Origin of the sequence: Mycobacterium sp. 360MFTsu5.1 (assembly GCF_000383495.1) — a bacterium.
Classification (GTDB): Bacteria; Actinomycetota; Actinomycetes; order Mycobacteriales; family Mycobacteriaceae; genus Mycobacterium; species Mycobacterium mucogenicum_B.
Genome location: NZ_KB911464.1, coordinates 408,273 through 426,452 on the forward strand (window position 1 = coordinate 408,273; position 18,180 = coordinate 426,452).

The 18,180-nt window shown below is 65.5% G+C and carries 21 protein-coding genes and 1 pseudogene; 9 read left to right on the forward strand and 13 right to left on the reverse strand.

Going from position 1 to position 18,180, the window contains the following annotated elements:
* Positions 1-149 precede the first annotated feature (149 nt).
* Together H289_RS0108800 and H289_RS0108805 are read left to right on the forward strand one after the other, a co-directional pair.
* Entirely contained in the window at positions 150-1,241 is a 1,092-nt protein-coding gene (locus tag H289_RS0108800; protein ID WP_020100408.1) for a glycosyltransferase family 4 protein, read from the forward strand.
* Positions 1,241-2,305 (forward strand): glycosyltransferase family 4 protein, encoded by a 1,065-nt coding sequence (locus tag H289_RS0108805; RefSeq protein ID WP_231387981.1) that lies wholly within the window; start codon positions 1,241-1,243, stop codon positions 2,303-2,305. Before H289_RS0108800 ends, H289_RS0108805 begins: the two co-directional genes overlap by 1 nt.
* A gap of 4 nt (positions 2,306-2,309) precedes the next feature.
* On the opposite strand, the gene H289_RS30125 is transcribed toward H289_RS0108805, so the two are convergent.
* Both H289_RS30125 and H289_RS30130 read right to left on the reverse strand, forming a co-directional pair.
* Positions 2,310-4,376, reverse strand: a complete 2,067-nt coding sequence (locus H289_RS30125; RefSeq protein ID WP_196810008.1) for a putative bifunctional diguanylate cyclase/phosphodiesterase — start codon at positions 4,374-4,376, stop codon at positions 2,310-2,312.
* Positions 4,377-4,883: 507 nt separating this feature from the next.
* Positions 4,884-6,095, reverse strand: a complete 1,212-nt coding sequence (locus H289_RS30130; protein ID WP_020100411.1) for a GGDEF domain-containing protein — start codon at positions 6,093-6,095, stop codon at positions 4,884-4,886.
* Positions 6,096-6,754: 659 nt separating this feature from the next.
* Between H289_RS30130 and H289_RS0108820 the strand changes: the two genes are divergently transcribed.
* The 4 genes from H289_RS0108820 to H289_RS32915 all read left to right on the forward strand — a co-directional run bounded on the left by H289_RS0108820 (position 6,755) and on the right by H289_RS32915 (position 10,391).
* Positions 6,755-8,122: a sugar transferase gene (locus tag H289_RS0108820; protein WP_020100412.1), complete on the forward strand. Its 1,368-nt coding sequence runs from the start codon at positions 6,755-6,757 to the stop codon at positions 8,120-8,122.
* Between the two features lie 203 nt (positions 8,123-8,325).
* Entirely contained in the window at positions 8,326-8,802 is a 477-nt protein-coding gene (locus tag H289_RS0108825) for a Chromate resistance protein ChrB (protein WP_020100413.1), read from the forward strand.
* Between the two features lie 42 nt (positions 8,803-8,844).
* The gene (locus tag H289_RS0108830; RefSeq protein WP_020100414.1) at positions 8,845-10,023 is read left to right on the forward strand and encodes an MFS transporter; all 1,179 of its coding nucleotides are present in this window, start codon (positions 8,845-8,847) and stop codon (positions 10,021-10,023) included.
* 53 nt (positions 10,024-10,076) lie between these two features.
* Positions 10,077-10,391: a hypothetical protein gene (locus H289_RS32915; protein WP_020100415.1), complete on the forward strand. Its 315-nt coding sequence runs from the start codon at positions 10,077-10,079 to the stop codon at positions 10,389-10,391.
* A gap of 138 nt (positions 10,392-10,529) precedes the next feature.
* Here the strand turns inward: H289_RS32915 and H289_RS32335 are convergent.
* The 3 genes and pseudogenes from H289_RS32335 to H289_RS0108850 form a co-directional block, all read right to left on the reverse strand.
* Positions 10,530-10,667: pseudogene (locus tag H289_RS32335) on the reverse strand (MCE-family protein MCE1A); the annotation flags it as partial.
* Positions 10,668-10,689: 22 nt separating this feature from the next.
* Complete coding sequence (locus H289_RS0108845; RefSeq protein WP_029104982.1) at positions 10,690-11,037, reverse strand: hypothetical protein; 348 nt, start codon at positions 11,035-11,037, stop codon at positions 10,690-10,692.
* A gap of 23 nt (positions 11,038-11,060) precedes the next feature.
* Positions 11,061-11,291, reverse strand: a complete 231-nt coding sequence (locus H289_RS0108850; protein ID WP_020100418.1) for a hypothetical protein — start codon at positions 11,289-11,291, stop codon at positions 11,061-11,063.
* Between the two features lie 150 nt (positions 11,292-11,441).
* On the opposite strand from H289_RS0108850, the gene H289_RS0108855 reads away from it, so the two are divergent.
* Positions 11,442-12,362: an MBL fold metallo-hydrolase gene (locus H289_RS0108855; protein ID WP_029104983.1), complete on the forward strand. Its 921-nt coding sequence runs from the start codon at positions 11,442-11,444 to the stop codon at positions 12,360-12,362.
* A gap of 37 nt (positions 12,363-12,399) precedes the next feature.
* Here H289_RS0108855 and H289_RS0108860 read toward each other — a convergent pair whose 3' ends face one another.
* The 6 genes from H289_RS0108860 to H289_RS0108885 form a co-directional block, all read right to left on the reverse strand.
* A complete protein-coding gene (locus H289_RS0108860; RefSeq protein WP_020100420.1) occupies positions 12,400-12,966 on the reverse strand; it encodes a hypothetical protein in 567 nt (188 codons plus the stop codon).
* Positions 12,963-13,523, reverse strand: a complete 561-nt coding sequence (locus tag H289_RS30140) for a DUF6286 domain-containing protein (RefSeq protein WP_020100421.1) — start codon at positions 13,521-13,523, stop codon at positions 12,963-12,965. The genes H289_RS0108860 and H289_RS30140 overlap by 4 nt, the downstream gene beginning before the upstream one ends.
* A complete protein-coding gene (locus H289_RS0108870) occupies positions 13,523-13,921 on the reverse strand; it encodes an Asp23/Gls24 family envelope stress response protein (protein ID WP_020100422.1) in 399 nt (132 codons plus the stop codon). Before H289_RS0108870 ends, H289_RS30140 begins: the two co-directional genes overlap by 1 nt.
* Complete coding sequence (locus H289_RS0108875) at positions 13,914-14,093, reverse strand: hypothetical protein (RefSeq protein WP_020100423.1); 180 nt, start codon at positions 14,091-14,093, stop codon at positions 13,914-13,916. Before H289_RS0108875 ends, H289_RS0108870 begins: the two co-directional genes overlap by 8 nt.
* 100 nt (positions 14,094-14,193) lie before the next feature.
* Positions 14,194-14,523: a hypothetical protein gene (locus H289_RS0108880; protein ID WP_020100424.1), complete on the reverse strand. Its 330-nt coding sequence runs from the start codon at positions 14,521-14,523 to the stop codon at positions 14,194-14,196.
* Complete coding sequence (locus H289_RS0108885; protein ID WP_020100425.1) at positions 14,513-14,977, reverse strand: Asp23/Gls24 family envelope stress response protein; 465 nt, start codon at positions 14,975-14,977, stop codon at positions 14,513-14,515. Before H289_RS0108885 ends, H289_RS0108880 begins: the two co-directional genes overlap by 11 nt.
* 193 nt (positions 14,978-15,170) lie before the next feature.
* On the opposite strand from H289_RS0108885, the gene H289_RS0108890 reads away from it, so the two are divergent.
* Together H289_RS0108890 and H289_RS0108895 are read left to right on the forward strand one after the other, a co-directional pair.
* Positions 15,171-15,743, forward strand: a complete 573-nt coding sequence (locus H289_RS0108890; protein WP_020100426.1) for an RNA polymerase sigma factor — start codon at positions 15,171-15,173, stop codon at positions 15,741-15,743.
* On the forward strand, positions 15,740-16,198 hold the full coding sequence (locus H289_RS0108895; protein WP_138158398.1) for a hypothetical protein: 459 nt from the start codon (positions 15,740-15,742) through the stop codon (positions 16,196-16,198). Before H289_RS0108890 ends, H289_RS0108895 begins: the two co-directional genes overlap by 4 nt.
* 17 nt (positions 16,199-16,215) lie before the next feature.
* On the opposite strand, the gene whiA is transcribed toward H289_RS0108895, so the two are convergent.
* Both whiA and H289_RS31765 read right to left on the reverse strand, forming a co-directional pair.
* The gene (gene whiA, locus H289_RS0108900) at positions 16,216-17,163 is read right to left on the reverse strand and encodes a DNA-binding protein WhiA (RefSeq protein ID WP_029104986.1); all 948 of its coding nucleotides are present in this window, start codon (positions 17,161-17,163) and stop codon (positions 16,216-16,218) included.
* Between the two features lie 53 nt (positions 17,164-17,216).
* On the reverse strand, positions 17,217-17,684 hold the full coding sequence (locus H289_RS31765) for a hypothetical protein (RefSeq protein ID WP_020100429.1): 468 nt from the start codon (positions 17,682-17,684) through the stop codon (positions 17,217-17,219).
* Between the last annotated feature and the right edge of the window lie 496 nt (positions 17,685-18,180).

The window sequence follows — 18,180 nt, forward strand, 5'->3', positions numbered from 1 at the left end:
CGGTATAGCCGCTGCAATATGGGATTTCTCACCGCAAACCATCGCGCCATGCCCCGATTCCGGCTAGACCGTCACACAGAGAACGGTTACGGTATGCGAGATAGAGCAACGGCATCTGCGTTTGCTAAATTCACGTCCGGAGGCACGAAGTGGCAGACCCCAACTCCTCGTTGGGCATCGTGGCCAGCCGACGTCCGTCGATCATTCACGTCGCGGAATCATTCGCCAGCGGTACCGCGTCAGCGATTGGGGACTTTGTCCGCAACTACCCCGAGGCCCAGCATCACCTCGTCTACTCGTTTCGCGACGAGGCGCGGCTGGACATCGACGAGTTGACGTACTTCGCAACGAAGACGCAGCTGCCCCCCGGCACCATCGCGCGGGTCAGGTTCCTTCGCCGGTTGCTTCGCGCTACACCAGGCCACGTGATCGTGCACGCGCACTCGAGCATGGCCGGCGCGTACGTGCGCTCCGCGGTGCGCCGGACGAGCAAGCGCCCGCTGGTATACACGCCGCACTGCTACTCGTTCGAACGGCTGGACGTGTCATGGGCGGTGCGGCAGGGATTTCGCATGCTCGAATGGTTGTTGTCGTTCAACACTTCCGCCTACGCGGCGTGCTCTCCGCGCGAGGCCGAGCTGTCGAGATGGCCGCTGAGCTCGCCGCGCGTGGTGACGGTACCGAACGTACAACCCCCCGGGTTGCCCCGAGCCGACCGTCCCGCAACCGAGCCGACGTTGCGGATCGTCGGCAACGGACGCCTAGGGCCACAAAAAGATCCGCGGTTCTTCGCCGAGGCGTTCCGTGCCGCAGCCGAAGTGCACGGCGGGCTGGAGGCCATCTGGATCGGTGGTGGCACCGACGGCGACATCGATCTTCTCCGCGCGCACGGAGTCGAAGTCACCGGCTGGCTACCGCGTAGTGCGGCCCTCGATGTGATGGCCGGGTGCGATCTGTACCTGCACACGGCGTCGTGGGAGGGATTTCCGATCTCCATCATGGAGGCTGCGGGCATGGGGTTGCCGGTGGTCGCACGTCGGCGTGCGTACTTGCACGGTGTCGACCTACCGGTAATGCTCGACCGTCCCGAAGATCTGATCACCGCCATCACGGCGCTGCGCCGGGTCGGAGGGCTGGCGGCGCTGCGGCAGCAGACCGCGATGGCATTGGCCGGTAATTGCGAGACCGAACAGCGGACGGCACTTCGCGCCCTGTATGAGCCGCTGATGGGAGATCATTGATGCGGAAAGTGCACGTGAACGGAAAGTGGTTGGCGCAGAAGCTGACCGGCACGCAGCGCTACGCCACTGAAATCGTCCGCGCAGTCATCGACAATGACGTCACCGACCTGGTCGTCCATGTGCCGGCCAACGCCGAGATCCCCGACTGGCTGCGCAGCCCGCGGGTCGAGATTCGGCAGTCGCGCAGCACCGGCGTGGTTTTCGAGCAGATCTACCTACCCGCCGCAACGTTCGGGAACCTGCTGCTCAATTTCGCCGGGCCGGCGCCGGTGGTGAAGCGCCGACAAGTTGTCACCATGCACGACGCCACGCCCTTCCGGTTCCCGCAGACGTTCCGCCGGGCTTTCGTGGCCTTCTACCGCATCTCGTACTCGTTCCTCGGGCGCTGGGCACGCCATCTGATCACCGTGTCCCACTTCAGCGCCAGGGAACTCGACGACGTGCTCGGCATCCGCGCGCAGAAGTTCGTGGTCGCCGGTTGTGCCGCAGATGCCTTGACGACGGTGGAACCCCAGCGACCCGACTTGGCCCCGGACGAACCGTTCTATCTCATGGTTGGCACGCTCGCGGTCCACAAGAACCTGCCGGCACCGGTGCGTGCCGTCTCTGATTCCGGACGCACCGTCGTCGTGGTCGGCGCGTCCGGTAACGACCAGGTGTTCAGTCAAGCGGCAGCACTTTCCCCGAAAGCCATTGTCGCCGGGCGTCTTTCCGATGCCGAGCTCGCATGGTTGTACCGCAACGCGCGTGGTCTGATCTTCCCGTCACGGTACGAGGGTTTCGGCCTGCCGCCGCTGGAAGCCCAGACTCTCGGTTGTCCGGTGATCACGTCGAACGCGGCGTCGCTGCCCGAGATCGCGGGTGACGCCGCCCTCTACTTCGACCCCGATGACATGCCCGGCCTGCTCGCCCAACTGGATCGGCTGGAGTCCGAGGTGGAACTGGCGAACACTTTGCGCGAGCGCGGCGTTCGCAACGCGGGCCGCTACTCGTGGGAAGTCTCCGCCCAGCAGATACTCGACACCGTGGGCATCGTGCCGCCGGCCGGCAGGGACCAGAACTGACGCGCTAGGTACTCGCGCCGACCGGTCGCGGAATACTCGGCGGGAAGTCCGGCCGATCACGCAGCCAGGCGGGCACACGGTCGGCGGCGATGGGCGTGCTGTAGAGATAGCCCTGCACGACGTCGCATTTGAATTGCTTGAGCCGGGCAGCAGTTTCACCGTCTTCGACGCCCTCGGCGACCACGCGAGCCCCCAGATGATGGGCCAGAGAAATGATGGAGCGGACGATTTCGGCGGCACGATCGTCCTTGAGGACAGACGCGACGAACTGCCGGTCGAGCTTGACCTCGTCAACCGGAAGGTCGCGCAGGTAACTCAGGGTTGAATAGCCGCTGCCGAAATCATCGATTGCGACCCGTACTCCGGTGTGGCGCAATCCGTTCAGGACGTATTGAACTCGTCCCAGCTTGCTCAGCATGAAGTCCTCGGTGATCTCCAGTGTCAAGTCGGCCGCGGAGATCCGGCGTTCTTCCAGCGCCCTGGCAATCCGCCGGGGCAGGGCGATGTCGGTGAGGCAATTGGCGAATACATTGACTGCCACGGGCACGGCCAATCCCTCACCGCGCCACCGGGCGACGTCATCGAGTGCACGCTCGATCACCAGATCGTTCACCAACGTGGTGAGGCCGTGCGAACGCACCAGAGGCAAGAAACGGTCGGGGGCCAGCAAGCCGAGTTCGGCGTGGGGCCAGCGCAATAGGGCTTCCACGCCCATCATGTCGCCAGAGATCAGGTCGAACTTCGGTTGGTAGTAGAGGCAGAGAGCCTCACTGTCGATCGCCTGGCGTAGCTGGCCCAGCAGCCGGACCGTCTCGGTCGGGCGCGCACCCAACGCCGCGATACGCGACGTCGTCACAGTGTCGTCGATGTCGCTGTCTATGCCGTGGATGTACGCACTGCGCAGGTGCGAGTTCTTCGCGATCTGGACGGCCGCCGCAGCGCGCGCGAGGAGTTCGTCGGCTGTGAGGTCGGCTTCTCCGTCGGTCGCCACCGCGAGTCCGACGCTCGGCCGGATCAGCAGATCGTGCCCGTCGATGATGAACGGGTCTGCGAATGCCTGGACCAGGCGGTCTGCCACGGCCCGGCCGTGCTCGACGCCACCGTCCATGAGCACCGCGAACTGCCCGCTGTCCATCCTCGCGACGGCATCATCGAGGCCGACGCTCGACCGGATGCGGCCGGCGGCCAGGTTCAGCAGCTCGTCTCCCGCGCCACGGCCGTAGGCCGCAGTCACCAGCCCCAATTCGTCCATATCGAGACGCACCACCGAAACGCCTTCGGTGTCGCGGTCAGCGCGGGACAACGTGCAAGACAGCCGGTCGCGCAACGAGATCGCATTGTCGAGGCCGGTCACCCGGTCTTGCTCCAAGAGCTCTCTCGCGGCGGCCCGTAGCCGCTGGTTCTCGTTGAACGTGACGACCTGTCGGACCACGGTCGTCACGACGAGCACGAGGGCGGTGATCGCCATCGGGATGCAACAGGCCGCCGCCACGTGCAGCAATTCGATGCAGCAAGTCGCGGTCGCGATGACCAGTGGCACCACCGGAATGGCGGCGGACCAACGCGGCGCGACCGCCGTGTCAACATCATTGGCGGACGGCACTTTTCGCTGTTGCCGACTTGTCAACGCGGCAAACGCCAGGCAGATCAGCGCCGCACTCCAGCCCAGATCGATCAGGCGGTGCGCCGTGCCACTGCCCCACATGCCGACGAACAGTATGGCGATGTTGGAAACCGCACCCAGAACGTTGCCTATCGTCAGCAGCAGAAGCACCGGGCGATGCCGGCGATCAACGGCGCTCAACACCGCAATTGCGACCGCGACCAAAACCAGGTCCGCGATCGGGAAGGCCATGGCAAACCACGAATGCCAGCGGTGCTCAGCGCCCATGGCGAAGCCGTCTTCGAGCGCCACGACCCAAGCCAAGGCAAATGCCGCAAGGCCGATGATCGCGCCGTCGAGAAGCAACCGGGCTCTGGTCCACGGCGAGGCGCCGGATGCCAGCAGGACGAGACTGACGCATGCCCCGACCGGATAGAGCAACCCGGCCATGTCGACCGCGGCCGGCACCACCTCCGGGGTGGCACCCAGCCGAAGTTCGGACAGCGTCCATATCGTCTGGGCGACTACCCAACCGCACAAGCCGACAGTCAGGCTGGTCCACGCCGCACGGTGTCGACCGTGCGATCCCACCGCAGCAGAGATCGCGCACACCACGGCAAACAGCGCAAGCGCGACCATCACGGCGTCGACGACGACCGCGCCGGCGACGCCGCTGTTCGCGCTCGCAATCAGAACCTGCCGCACCACAGGTGCCTCCAGTCCGGTGTGTTCGTGCAATCGTAGCGACAAAGACATGGTTAGCGTGAACAACCCGCCGAACCTTGTCGAGTCGGAACCGACTGACGTTTCCGCCGGGAGAAACCGGCCGCTATCACGCTATTTCTCTGCATACCGGCAAACCTGCGCTCGCTCGACAGCCCTGGTATGCCACGTATCGGGATATCCTACCCCAGATTCAGCAAAGTTTCGGAAACGACAATTTATCGTGGAACCGCACGAATAGATGGCCTCCGGTCAGCGCCGCCGCAACGGAGAGGGGTCATCGCACGGCGTCGAATTGCCGTCGCAACGGCAGACGATGTCGTTGCCGACAGCGAACGTCATGCGCACTGCCGCATTGCCTCCGCCGCGCTTGGCCGAGAACATCGCATGGTCAGCGCACTCGATGGTGGCGTCCAATACGGACTGGGCATCCTCGTCCCCCTTGGAGAAGTCCGGCAAGGCAACGGAGGCGACACCGATGCTGGCAGTGACCGGCGCCATGTCGGCGGGTGCGGCGATGGCCGCGCGTATGCGCTCACTGATGCCCAGTACCTGCTGCGGTGACGTGACATCGACGACCACAAACTCTTCTCCGCCCACCCTGGCGACGAGTGCAGTGCTGCGTACGACGCCGCGTATCCGTTCCGCACTGCGCATCAGGACGGCATCGCCCACGGCGTGCCCGTACGTGTCGTTGACGTTCTTGAACCTGTCCAGATCGATGACCAGCACCGTTACGCAGGCGCCGGCAATCGATCGGTGCGCCCGGTCGGCGAGGAAGCTCTCGATCCGCAGATTCAAACCCCGGCGGTTGAGTAGCCCGGTCAGCTGATCGGTCACCGAGTCGTGCGCGTCGTTCCGCAGCACCCAGATCCCGAATTGCACGACAGCGGGCAGCACCACGAAAGATGCGATGGCCGCCAACGTTTTCGCGAGCGCCAGATAAGGGTCTCCATCTGGCCCCCACGCGATATCGGCCGCGAACAGCGCCGTCACCATGAGCACCCACACCGTGTGGAGCGCCAGGACCTTGGGGCCTTCGAAGAACTTCGTATAGACGGAGATGAGAAGGAGCGCATTCAAGCCGAAGAACCCGGCCAGCCGGTTGGAGTCGAGCAGTGCGACGACGCTGATACCGATGTCCGCATAGACGATGAAGGCAATCGACATCGCGCGCGACGGCCAGGGCCCGAACCACCACAACAACGCCCAGACCAGTGCGGACACCGCAAACACCGACGAGACGCCACGAGACAAGGCGGTGGACGGCCCCGCGGGCGAGAACTGAATGACGATCGAGATTGCGGCGAGCAGGGCCGCGCATCCTCCGACAAGCAGTTGTATGCCACCGAGTAGGCCGCGCTGAGCGAAGTACCCGATTTGCGCGTCGTAGTCGACCGGTTCGGACCACCAGACACGGGCCAGCCGCGCAACAGCCAATAGCTCGCGCAGCCGTGTCAGCACGTCGAACCCCGTTTCAGGTGCACCTGATGAATGCGATCTCCCCAAATCGCGACAGCAAAGCGAACGCTAGCAGCCCGATTTGGCAATGTCCATGGCGATTCATTTCCGCTAGTCAAACCGGCTCGATCGCCAATATGGCAAATTTTCATAGCTCATCCACAGCCGCCTGGTCACGTCAAGCGGCCATCGCGGCCCGCCGGCAAGTGCCGCGACCTCACCGCCTCACGCATTGAAGTGTGATGGCCGTAACAGGTGTTGGTTAGGTGTCCTACTTGCCCGCTCCAATCCTTCGGTATAAATTTGCTGAAAATCGCATTCGTTAACAAGTAGTGCATCGCGCGAGACCACCGTCGGTCTGCGTGTCGATCCCGAACTGGCAGGTGAATCCTGCAAGCACCGCGGGGTCGAATCGACCGAGTGAGTCCCGCCCAGCAGAGAGCGCCCCGGTAGCCATGTCGACACCCGCCGTAGATATATCCCAGTTCACGAACGATATCGGCCCTGCTCGCGTGCGTTCCGGCGCCGCAGCAGGGGCCCTGCTTCAGCTACCGCCAGCTACCGCAACCAACCACCGAGGACGCTCGATCCGTGAGCAGCGTCATCAGAAACTTGCGCGAATACTCATTTTCAGCGACGCCATAGTTATTTGCTCTTCCGTCATGTTCGGGCAAATTTTCCGGTTCGCCACCACCAGTGGCCACCCCGTGTACGTGTCCCTCGACGGCGGTCCGCACGTGCGGTATCTGGCGGTCTCGGCTGTCATCGCGGTGGCGTGGATGGGCTTCTTGTCACTGGGCAGCCGGTCGGCCAAGGTCGTCGGCCGGGGTTTCGATGAGTACGTCACCCTCGCCGCGGCCACGTTGCAGCTGTTCGGCCTCATCGCCATCGCCTCGACGTTGTTCCACTTCGACATCTCGCGCGGCTACCTCGCCATCGCCCTGCCCACGGGCCTGGTCGGCCTGATCACCACCCGCTGGATCTGGCGCCGCGTCGTCGCCCGGAAGCGTCTTTCGGGCGACGACCAGAGCCGTCTCCTGGTTGTCGGTGCCACCAGTGCTGCGACGGACATCGCCACCGAGTTCGCCAAAGACCCGTGGGCGGGGTACCACGTCGCCGGGTTCTGCACCCCGATGGGACCGACGCACGCCAAGGAAGTCATCACCATCGCCGGCCGCGACATCCCGATCGTCGGCACCGACGAGGCCATCCTCGCCGCCGTTCAGCGCACGGGGGTGGATACCGTCGCACTGGCTGCGACCCATCACCTGAGTCCCACCGACATCCGACGGCTCATGTGGGAACTGGAAGAACACGGAGTCGATCTGATGGTCGCCCCCGGCCTCATCGACATCGCCGACCAACGCCTCACCAGCCGCCCCGTCGCAGGCATGGCGGTCTTCGAGATCGCCAAACCCCAATACAGCCGCTCGAATTCACTGATCAAACGAACTTTTGATGTCCTGTTTGCCGCGGCAGCGCTGGCGGCCATTGCGCCGGTGATGATCGTGACGGCACTGGCGGTCAAGCTCACCAGCGCCGGGCCGATCTTCTACCAGTCCGAACGCATCGGCCTGGACGGAAAACCGTTCCGCATGACCAAGTTTCGCAGCATGTACCAAGACGCCGACACCCGCCAAGCCGACATGATCGCCGCCAACGGTGGCAACGCCCTGTTCTTCAAGATGAAGGACGACCCGCGCGTCACCCCCATCGGCAAGATCATCCGCAAGTACTCCATCGACGAACTCCCCCAGTTCTTCAACGTCCTCACCGGACACATGAGCGTCGTCGGACCCCGCCCACAAGTGCGCCGCGAAGTCGACACCTACGACGACCTCGTCAGCCGACGCCTGGCCGTCAAACCCGGCCTCACCGGCCTCTGGCAAATCAGCGGACGCTCCGACCTCAAACCTGACGACGCCATCCGCCTCGACCTGACCTACGTCGAGAACTGGTCGCTGCTCCAGGACCTCCTCATCGTCGGCAAGACCGTCCGTACCGTCCTCGCCGGTGACGGCGCCTACTGAGACCGAGGTGCGGCCGGCCATGAACATGGGTCCGCCATGATCCGGTGCGCGGCACTCTTTGCGCAGGTGAACGACCGAAATCGCCTGTTGGGCACCACCAAAAGAAACATCCGTTACATTCTTGTTTGTGATTGCGAGCGTGACGCTTCGTGCGGTGGCTGATTTTGGTGGTGCGGATACCTGCAGTGCCCTCTCGGCATCGGGTGGCGACGTGGCGCGAGCTGCGGCGGGGCGGCGCATTACAGATCGGGCAGGGTGTGTGGGCGATGCCCGACGTTCCGGTCTTCGCCGACGGTGTCGCACGAGTGGTCCAGTTGGCGCATCGCGGCGGCGGCGAAGTGTTGACGCTCAGCGCGGCCGGTCGTGACAGATCGGAATCGGCGCGACTGCAAGACATGTTCACCGCTGAACGAGCCAACGAATGGACCGGCTTCCTTTCTGGTTGCGCAGAGTTCGACGCTCAGATCGACACGGCCATCGCCAACGGTGAACTCACGATCACAGCGCTGGTCGACCAGCAAGAGCGGCTCGAGCGGCTGCGTCGGTCGCACCGAGACATCAAGGCGCGCGACGTCTTTGGCGCGCCAGTCGCCGCAGAGGCCCACCTACGGCTTGAACGGTGCGCGGGCCATTTGGCCGACTACGCCGCACGGGTGTATCGAGCACTGCACCAGATGTAATTACTCCGCAGCGCAGGCGATCAAGTCACGACGGAAGCCGCGATGAGTACTTCGCCCGGAGAACCGGATGGTGTACCCCGCTCGGGCCTGCTGGCGGTCTATGGCGCCGGATTCGCAATTGCGTTGAGCGCCACCAGCATCGCGGCAAATTTGGCGAGCTATCTGCGGATCAGCCATGGGACATTGCTCACGTTGGGGCTGCTGCTCGCGCTCTGTCCCGCGGCCGAACTGCTGCTCAAACCGCTCATCCGTGCGCTGTCCGCCATTCTGGGGCCACGGGGAGTGCTGCTGGCCGGGTTGGTCGCCTCCGTAGTGGCATCGGGGGCGTTCGCCATCGCGGAGGACGCGTTCGGCGTGGGACTGGCGCGACTCGGCCAAGGGGCAGCCGCCGCGGCTGTCGGACTTGGTGCCGATGCGGTGCTGACCCGGTTGTCCCCCGCCGGCACGAGCCACTCCTTCGGTGGGTACCGCACCTGGAAAGCGGCGGGTTACGCGCTGGGCCCCCTGCTCGGCGGCATTTTGGTTGGCGCTGGCGGGCATTCGGCACTGTTCCTGCTGCTCGCCGTCCTTGCCGCCGTGCTGACGGCATGGGCAGCGATGGCCGTGCCGACGATTGATGCCGCGGCCCCGACGAGTGAGTCGACGACGGATCTCGTCCGGGCTCTGTTCAAGACAGCAGGTGTGTGGCCGGCTCTGGCCCTCGCTGCGGGCGCGGCGGCGGTGTCCGTCAGCCTCGGGTTCTTGCCTGTCCTGGCCACCCAACAGGGCCTCGGGCCGTTGGCCTCCGGTGCACTCGTCTCCAGTCTGGTTGCGGTCGCCGCATTGGTACAGCGACCCGTGCGCCGTATCCGCGATGCCGGACGATTGGCCGACCACACCGGGATCGGCATCGGACTGCTGTTGGTGGCACTAGGTTTCGCCTCGGCGTCACTGGCTCCGACTGTCGCCGGCCTGGTGGGTGCCGGCGTGCTGGTCGGTGCCGGCGCGGGCGTGATTGCACCACTCGGGTTCACCTACCTGGCCCGGAGAAATCCTCCCGAGCGGCTCGGCCAGGTGGTCGGCATCGCCGAGATCAGCCGCCTGCTGGGCGCTTTCGCGGCACCACTTCTCGTCGGCGCCATCTCTGCTGCATCGACTCTGACGGTGGCGCTCCTGGCCGTGACCGTCTGCCTCGCCGCCGCAGCCAACTTCCTCGTACTTGCCGGCCGCGGGTCCAGCTGATCAGGCTCAGCCGGATCTGATGTCAGGGCATCGGGATCGGGGGCGGTGACGGAATGGGCGGCGGCGACGGGATCGCCGGTGGCGCAGGAATGGCCGGTGGCGCCGGGACCATCGGCGGTGCGGGCATGGCCGGTGGCGCCGGGACCATCGGCCGACCGGTCTCCGTCGCAGGCATCTGCGGCGCGGGCGTTTCCGTGACCGGCCCCGACGAACTCACGGTCGGTGCAACCGACGTCGGAAGTATTGTGGTCGTGGATGTTTCGGTGGTCGACGTCGTCGTGGTGACCGATGTCGTCGACTTGTCGTTCGAGGCTTTGTCGCCACACGCGGCAAGGCCGGTCACCGCCAGCGCCACTGCGCCGACGTAGACGGTCAGGCGAGCTCGGGACAGCGGTTTCGGGTTGGTAGGCATGGCGCAATCCCTTTCGTCCGGCAGCATCGTGGCAGCAGATACCCCTGATTCTGCACACCAAACTCTGCTCCACGGTTGTTTACCTGATATGCCGTCACGGGTTGATCGTGCGCTCCCCCAGCTGACGCCCCCACACGTAGTCGACCACCAGTGGTGAGTTCAGGCCGATGTGGTTGTAGGGCGCGATGGAGGCGCCGACATCCATGACCAGATACGGCATCGGAAGGATGTCTTAGGCGGCGAGGTCCCCTGGATCAGGACAACGGCGCGCTTGCGTCAGTTCGGCGCCGGACCACGGCGGCCGACGCCGCGACGACGATCCCGACGATCGCGACTGGGATGGCCCAGGTCCGGCGACCGGACAGCGCAGATTCACACAGCGCCACGTAATCGGTATGCGGGACAATCTCATTGAGGATCGGTACGCCCGCGATGCTCGACGCGTTCGCCGAGCGGGCTTGGTCGAGATCCTGGAACAGTGCGCTGCCACAACCGATTTCCTTGCCGTCATTGGACGAGGCAGAAACGGGCACCAAGAGCCCTATCGCGCCGGCCAACAGCAAGATGGCACCCGCGAGCAAAAGCATTCGTCGAACAGACATCGTTGCTCCTAATCTCAGTTGGCTCAAGACTTCTTGGAGGGAATGACGATCACGACGATGAGGGTCAGGATCGAGAAGAACAACCCCAGAATCCCCCAACCGAGGGCGCTGCGGCCCTTCGTGCCGGCGATCACCGCGCAGATGATCGCGGCAATGACGCTGCCGATGGCGACGAAGATTCCCTTGATACCCCGCAGGATGAATCCGGCTGCTTCGGGCTGGCTCTGTACGGCCAATACCAGTTCGTGGACCATCTCGATTCCTCACACTGAGTGACGCGCCGACGGCATCAGCTGATTTCCCTATTCCCGCTGATCGGTTGTTCCAAACGTCACCATCGGCCTGACGTCCCGCGTTTGGATGTAGCCGGAATAGATACGGGGTCAACAGCGTTGGCCACCCCCGTGCACACATTTTGCGTCGGGAACGCGACCGTCACGCAGCTCACGGAGTTGGATGTCTGGCCAATCGCGCCCCGGCTCTGGTACCCCGCGATCAGCGACGCACAGCTGGATGCCGCGCAGCAACTGTTCGCACCGTCGGCCCTCACCGACGACGCCGGCACGATGCTTTTCGCGATCCACAACTACGTCATCGAGATCGACGGCAGCGTGATCGTCATCGACACCTGCTCCGGCAACCACAAGAACCGACCGTACTTCGCGGATCTTCATATGCTCGACACCGACTATCTGAACCGCCTTGCGCGGGCAGGGTTCGAACCGGCCGATGTCGACATCGTCATCAATACCCACCTGCACCTGGACCACTGCGGATGGAACACCCGTCTGATCGACGGCGTATGGGCGCCGACCTTCCCGAATGCCACCTACTGGTTTCACGATGCCGAGCTCGAATACCTTCGAGCACAGTGGAAGTCGGCCCCGGTGGGGCAATGGCGAAGCGACGCGGGCTGGGTCTACCAGGACAGCGTGCTGCCCATACTGGAGAGCGGCGCACACCGCGGCGTCAGCCCGGGTGACGTCATCCATTCGAGCGGGGCCACACAGATCCGCGCGGTCGACGCGGCAGGGCACACGCCCGGACATCTAGCGGTCGAGATCGCCAGTCCCGGAGGCGGTCTACTCATCGTGGGCGACGCACTGCACCACCCCGTGCAGGCGCTGTATCCCGAGCTCGTGTTCTTCGCCGACCACGACCCACAGCAGGCGATCGGCACGCGCCGCGCCATCCTCGAGCGCAGCGCGAACGAAGGGCTGGGCCTGGTTACGGCCCACTTCCCCGCGCACGGCCCTCTGTTTGTCGACCGGGACGGTGATGGCTTCCGTTGGCAAAACTATGTCGACGCTGTCCAAGTTTGCTGAGATGGACAGACACGGGTGAGTTCGCCGGCCGGCGGACTCACCCGGGGCGTTTGGTTTTGGCGATCTGTAGGACCGCGCGTGCCGCCACGGTATCGCCGGTGCCTCCGGTGACGCGGGCGATGTCGGCAAGCGTGGTGTCGATCGCGGACACGACATCGGCCAGGCCGGCCGGGTGCGCCGTGGTGACGGTCAATTCGACGGTCGCGGTGCCGCGGTCGGCAATCGTCTTGCCCTTGGCGGACTGCACATTCGATTCCTGCGCCAACGCGGCGGCGGCCGCCGTGGCGACGCCATCGAGGTTCACGGTGATGAATCCCGGGTCACTCGTGCCGGGAACGCGCAGGACCTGCGCCTTGCGGACCGGCACATGGGCGATGAGCCAGACCAGCCCCAGTATCACCAGCAGCGCGCCCGCTCCCGCCAGTTCCCACGGCCACCACGTCGAAGAGGTCGCCCGCGCGACCGGCCCCGTACTGATCTGTTCCGGAGCCGCATGCACCACGTGCGTCGGCCACAGTGCCGCCGCGGCACCCAGGGATGCCACGACGATCCCGGCGACCAGTGTCGCCGCGCGATCCACGAGGTCGGTCGGCAGCAGGCTCATGCAGCCCCGCTCGTGCCGATGCGCACGACGATTTTCGGTGTGGGGATGAGAATTTCGGTCGCGCTGCCCACGGCGGCGGCGACCGCACCCTTCGCCGCGGTGTCGGACTCGATGCCGGTGATTCCGACATACATGGTGACCTTGCGGCGAGTGGCCGCGGAGTTCAGCACCTCCACGCCGGGTACACACGACGCCGCGTGGGTTGCCAGCCGGGCCACGTCGCGCGGGCGCATCCACACCGACCCCGCCGCGTCGACGGCGACGACGGTCTTGCGTCGGGGCCGCAGCGCGACGAACACCAGCCAGAGGCCGAGTAGCAGTGCGCCGACACCGGCGGGCACCATCCACCACTGACTCCGCAGGCCGTTGAGTGCTGCGATGGCCGTGCCGATCCACGGCGTCCCGCCGACCCAGCCCAACACGACACCTGCCTCACGCAGGGACACGACGCCGGCGAACATGACGACCAGTGCCAGCGCCACCGCAACATATCGGGCGGTGGCCGCGGCGGCCGGGGACCGGCCGGGTGCGGGAAGTGCGACGTTGTCGGCAGTCATCAACGGGTCCTCTTCGTGTCCTTGGTGACGGTGCTCAGCTGCTCTACGGTGACGTCGACGCGGTCCACCTGCAGTCCGCCCATGCTCGACAAGGTCTGCGCGACATTGCGCTGTACCGCACGCCCGACGTCCACCGCCGGCGCCGGCCACGCCACGGTCACTTTGAGATGGGCCGTGACGCGGTCGCCGGTGACCGTCAGCTGCGCTTGCGGCAGAGACCGGCCCGGGATCTTGGCGCGTCCTTCCGGGAACGGCAGCACGTCGGGAGTGTCGAGTGCGGCGCGGACGGCAAGCCGCTGCGCGACCTTCTCGCGGACGGTCAGGCTGCCGCGGGTGGCCCCGTCGTCCTCGGAGTCAGCCTGCGCCGCAACGTTTTCGACGACCTCTGGCTCAGTCACGGTCGCGCCTCTGCAACAGGGAGGCGAGATCGAGTTCGCCGTCGCGGTGTGCGCCGATCAGATAGCCCGCCACGCCGAGAAGCAACGCGATGAGAAATCCACCGAGCCCGCCGGCGGCCGCAGCGATGCCGAGTAGCAGACCGGCGACCAGACCCAGCGTCGATGAGGTCATGATGTGAACCTTCCGCGTTACGAAGTAGTACTGGCACTTAGGAATTCGTGGCCCGTGGTGAGGCGGCGCGCCCCTCGTCGCGCCGCCGCACCACGGCGGTCTACAGCAACCCCCGACCAGGCGTTGGTGTCACCGGCACGAGATCTTCGATCGTGACGTCGACAGGTAGTTCGATCAACTCGGCGACGGCCCGCTGGATCGCGGTTGCGGTCGGCCGCACCGGCACGCCGAGGACCAGACTGACGTGGACGTCGACCCGGTCGGCCCCAATCCGGACGCCGGATACCCGACGTCCCGGCAGGTAGGTCGCCACCTCGCCGAACATGCCCGCGTGCAAACCGGCCACGCCCGCCACGGCGATCACCGCCGCAGCGATGCGTTCGGCCGGGTCCTCGACAACCGCATCCCCCGTCGGGGCATCACTGGACACGGGCGGGCGCGGCGTCGGCGTCGTCGCCGCTGTCACCGTCCAGGTGCACGTCGTGGACGGTGATGTTGACCTCGGTCACCTCGAGGCCCGTCATGCGTTCGACCGCGGCGATGACGTTGCGGCGGATACCTGCAGCGAGGTCGGCGATCGCCACGCCGTACTCGGCGACGATGTCGATGTCGACCGCCGCCTGCTTCTCGCCGATCTCGACCGATACGCCCTGGCTCTGGTTGACGCTCGCGCCGGGGATCCGTTCGCGGATCGCGCCGACCACCCGCGACGCCCCGCCGCCCAGGTCGTACACGCCGCTGACCTCGCGGGTCGCGATCCCGGCGATCTTGGAGACCACCACGTCCGCAATGGTCGTCTTGCCCTGCGTGCTCACCAACGGTGAACCCTGGTACGGGCTGACTTCTTTGCCGGACGGCTCCGTGTCGGCCTGTGCGCTGGTCATCACCGCTCCCCTTTCGACGTCGTTATTGGGTAGTCGTTACTCAGAACTCGAACCGAACGTCCCATTTGAGTGATTCAGGACACATCGCAAATCTACTCAGCCGAACTTGTCTCACACAGCCCGTTGGGCATTCAATTCTGGTACGAATGCCTATATTTCACGAGCGGTGAAGCGTAGTTGAGAGCGGAGTGTGGTGACAGCGCCAACCGGTGGCGACCTACGCGACGCTGACGACGAGGCCTTGCGCGCCTCGGCGGTGGTCGGCGATCGCGAAGCGTTCGACACCATCGTCAACCGCTACGGACCAGTGCTCTACCGCTACGCGCGGCGAATGCTCGCTTCCGAGGCCGACGTCCCGGATGTCGTGCAGGACACCTTCGTTGCCGCGTGGCAGCAGATCGGCTCGTTCCGCGGAAGCTCGTCACTGCGGACGTGGCTGTTCGCGATCTGCTACCGAAAGATCGCCGACACGCACCGGCTCAAACGTGCACGACCGGTTGAGGATTGGGTACTGGAACCGCTGGCAGGACCCGACACGTCCGCGGACCCTTTCACCGCGGCATCCAATGCCGCCTTCCTGGATGCCCTCGAGCTGGCACTCGGCGAACTGCCGGTCCGCCAGCGTGCGGTCTGGATGATGCGGGAGGTCGAGCAAATGACGTTCCCTGAGATCGGCGAGGTGCTACAGCTCAGTCCCGACGCCGTGCGCGGTCACCACCTGCGGGCTGTGAAGACTTTGCGAGTTCTGTTGAGGAGGTGGCAGTGACTGAGCCTGATCCCTTCCTGCACAGCGCGGCTTCATACCTGAGAACTGTGCCCGAACCCGGCTGGGACGCCATCAGCGACAGAGTGCGCGCGGCGGTGCATGCTGCGCCGCGCGTCGGTTGGCCCGTCCGCGCGTCACGCGATACCGGTGACGGCGTCGTGTACATCACCGATCACGCGCTGCGCAGCCTGCTGGCCCGCGAGTTGCGTCGCAGCTTCGTGTGCCAGCCGACCCGAATCGCCTTCACCCTGGACGGTGCCGTGCTGCGCGCCATCGACATCGACGTCACCGGCAGCTACGGGACCCAACTTCGCGACCTCGGCGACGACATCCGGCGCTTGGTGCTGGACACCATCCGAACGATCCTCGACGACCTCGACCAGGACGGCAGCGGTCCGTCCGGACCTATCGACGTGACCATCACCGACGTCGTCGAGGGTGACCCGCTGGGGTGACCGCGGCGCCGTTCAGGTCAGCCCGCGGCGAGGTCCGTACTGGTGTCGGCGATGCCGGCGCGCTGGGCTTCGCGGTCAGCCATTCCCAACACCCGCCGTAGCCGGCCGGCGGCTGCATGCTTCGTCAACGGAGGCTCAGCGAGGCGACCGAGATCCTCCAACGACAGGTCAGGATGCTGGATTCGCAACCGAGCGATCTCGACGAAATGGTCAGGTGCCTTGTCGCCGAGGATTTCCAGCGCTCGTTGCGCCCGCACGGCCGTCGTCATCGCCGACTGCTGCGCACGGCGCTGGTTGGAGTCCACCAGTGCCGCACCTGCGGTGGCGGTGCCGGTACGGTCGCGGTACGACTGCCAGACGACATGAGTCTGTTGGGCGCCAATGAGATTCAGCAATGCGGAGATGGTGTCCGCGTCGCGCACCGTGACCCGATCAGCGCCCCGCAGCTGTCGTGCCTTCACCTGCACGCCGAGCCGTCGGGCAGCCCCTGTCAGCGCCAGGGCAGCCTCCATCCCCGGGCATTCCACCTCCAGCCCACGGGCGCGGCCGGCCAGCGCCAACGATCCGCGGGCGAGAAAGGCGCCGCGCCACACGGCTTCGGCTTCGGCCCGGCTACCGCCGACGATCTGCGCGGGCATCCCCCGGACCGGCCGTCCCCAGCGGTCGATGAGCCCGGTCCATCGGGCCACGTCTTCCGCCTGGTGGGCGATATGCACCAGGTAGCGACGCCGCGAAGCGACGCTCGGCAGCACGCGTACTTCCGCCGAAGACCCACACAGGTCTTTGAGGTCCCGGCACACGCGGTTGGCAACGGATTCGCGGTCCACGTCAGCGTCGATCACGACGCGCCCGTTGGCCACGCGGAGTCCGCCCGCGAACTGGAGCAGTGCGGTCACCTCGGCTTTGCGCGCACTCGGCAGGTGCACGACGGTGCTGGCCAACTCGTCTTTCACTCTCGGTGTCAACACCGCAAATCCCCCACAACACATTCGTTCCGTATTCGCCACCGCACCGGAAATCACGAAGGTGCCGACGATCCATTCGGTCGCCGGGACACTTCTACGCCGGGCGCACAGGCGACAAGCCGGCGCAGGTAGTTCCGCTGATCAAAGGTCAGTCGCTGCAGGTAGTTTGCCAACGCCGACGCTTCGGTGCCGTCGTCGGGCATGTTCCGGGGGAACACCACCCACACCGAGTCCTCGCCGGTCAGACCGATCTCGGCGAGGAACCCGCCACCGGCGAGCGGTTCCCCCAGCGCGCGCAGGCGCCAGCCTTGCGCCTGGAGTGCATTGGCCCACCAATACGCCACCCGCACGGGACGCGGTGGCTGACAGATCATGCCCGGGATGTGCGCGGAGTTGCGCGCCACCGGGCGCGGCTGGTTCGCCAGCGGTGAACCGCGCAGCAGCGCCAGAACCTCTGCGGTCTCTCCGGTCCATTCTGTGCAGTCGTGCTGTGGGCACCCCTGCTTTCCAACAGAATTCATTCAAGTCTCCATATCGTGCACGGCGTCTCCGTGACGTCGTGAAGCAGCAGGGTGTGCGGCTCATGGCACGGCCCCGGCCAACGCGGTCAATCCCGCGGCGGCACCAGACCAGCAACCACCGAACGTGACACCCTCACAATCGCCACTACGGCGATGTGAGCAGCGCCAAGGTCGACACGACACTCCGCGACACCCGCGGCAGAACACGAAACACTGCATCCCCCTTGAGAAGACCGGCCCCAAGCCCCCCGGCTTTACTGGCACTCAACTGATGTCACGAGAATTCCACGAACCTACCGGCGCGTCAACTCTTCGCAAACATTAGCTGACATTGCATTCACAGAAATGTGAGCTAATGTTCGTGCGACGGGCTCGCGCCCGAACAACGCCCTGTGGCATCTGGCCCAGGAACCGCACCCCCGGGCGGTCAGCATCAGGTCACGCCGGCACCACGACCAGGCCGGCATCAACTGAGTCACCGTAAGTCACTGCACTG

Coding starts and splice junctions, on each gene's coding strand:
- H289_RS0108850 (WP_020100418.1), bottom strand. CDS start 11,291: ATGGTCCACGAACTGGTATTGGCCGTACAGAGCCAGCCCGAAGCAGCC.
- H289_RS32915 (WP_020100415.1), top strand. CDS start 10,077: ATGGGCGGCGGCGACGGGATCGCCGGTGGCGCAGGAATGGCCGGTGGC.
- H289_RS31765 (WP_020100429.1), bottom strand. CDS start 17,684: ATGAATTCTGTTGGAAAGCAGGGGTGCCCACAGCACGACTGCACAGAA.
- H289_RS0108830 (WP_020100414.1), top strand. CDS start 8,845: ATGAGTACTTCGCCCGGAGAACCGGATGGTGTACCCCGCTCGGGCCTG.
- H289_RS0108875 (WP_020100423.1), bottom strand. CDS start 14,093: ATGACCTCATCGACGCTGGGTCTGGTCGCCGGTCTGCTACTCGGCATC.
- H289_RS0108805 (WP_231387981.1), top strand. CDS start 1,241: ATGCGGAAAGTGCACGTGAACGGAAAGTGGTTGGCGCAGAAGCTGACC.
- H289_RS0108860 (WP_020100420.1), bottom strand. CDS start 12,966: ATGAGCCTGCTGCCGACCGACCTCGTGGATCGCGCGGCGACACTGGTC.
- H289_RS0108845 (WP_029104982.1), bottom strand. CDS start 11,037: ATGTCTGTTCGACGAATGCTTTTGCTCGCGGGTGCCATCTTGCTGTTG.
- H289_RS0108820 (WP_020100412.1), top strand. CDS start 6,755: ATGTTCGGGCAAATTTTCCGGTTCGCCACCACCAGTGGCCACCCCGTG.
- H289_RS0108885 (WP_020100425.1), bottom strand. CDS start 14,977: ATGACCAGCGCACAGGCCGACACGGAGCCGTCCGGCAAAGAAGTCAGC.
- H289_RS30140 (WP_020100421.1), bottom strand. CDS start 13,523: ATGACTGCCGACAACGTCGCACTTCCCGCACCCGGCCGGTCCCCGGCC.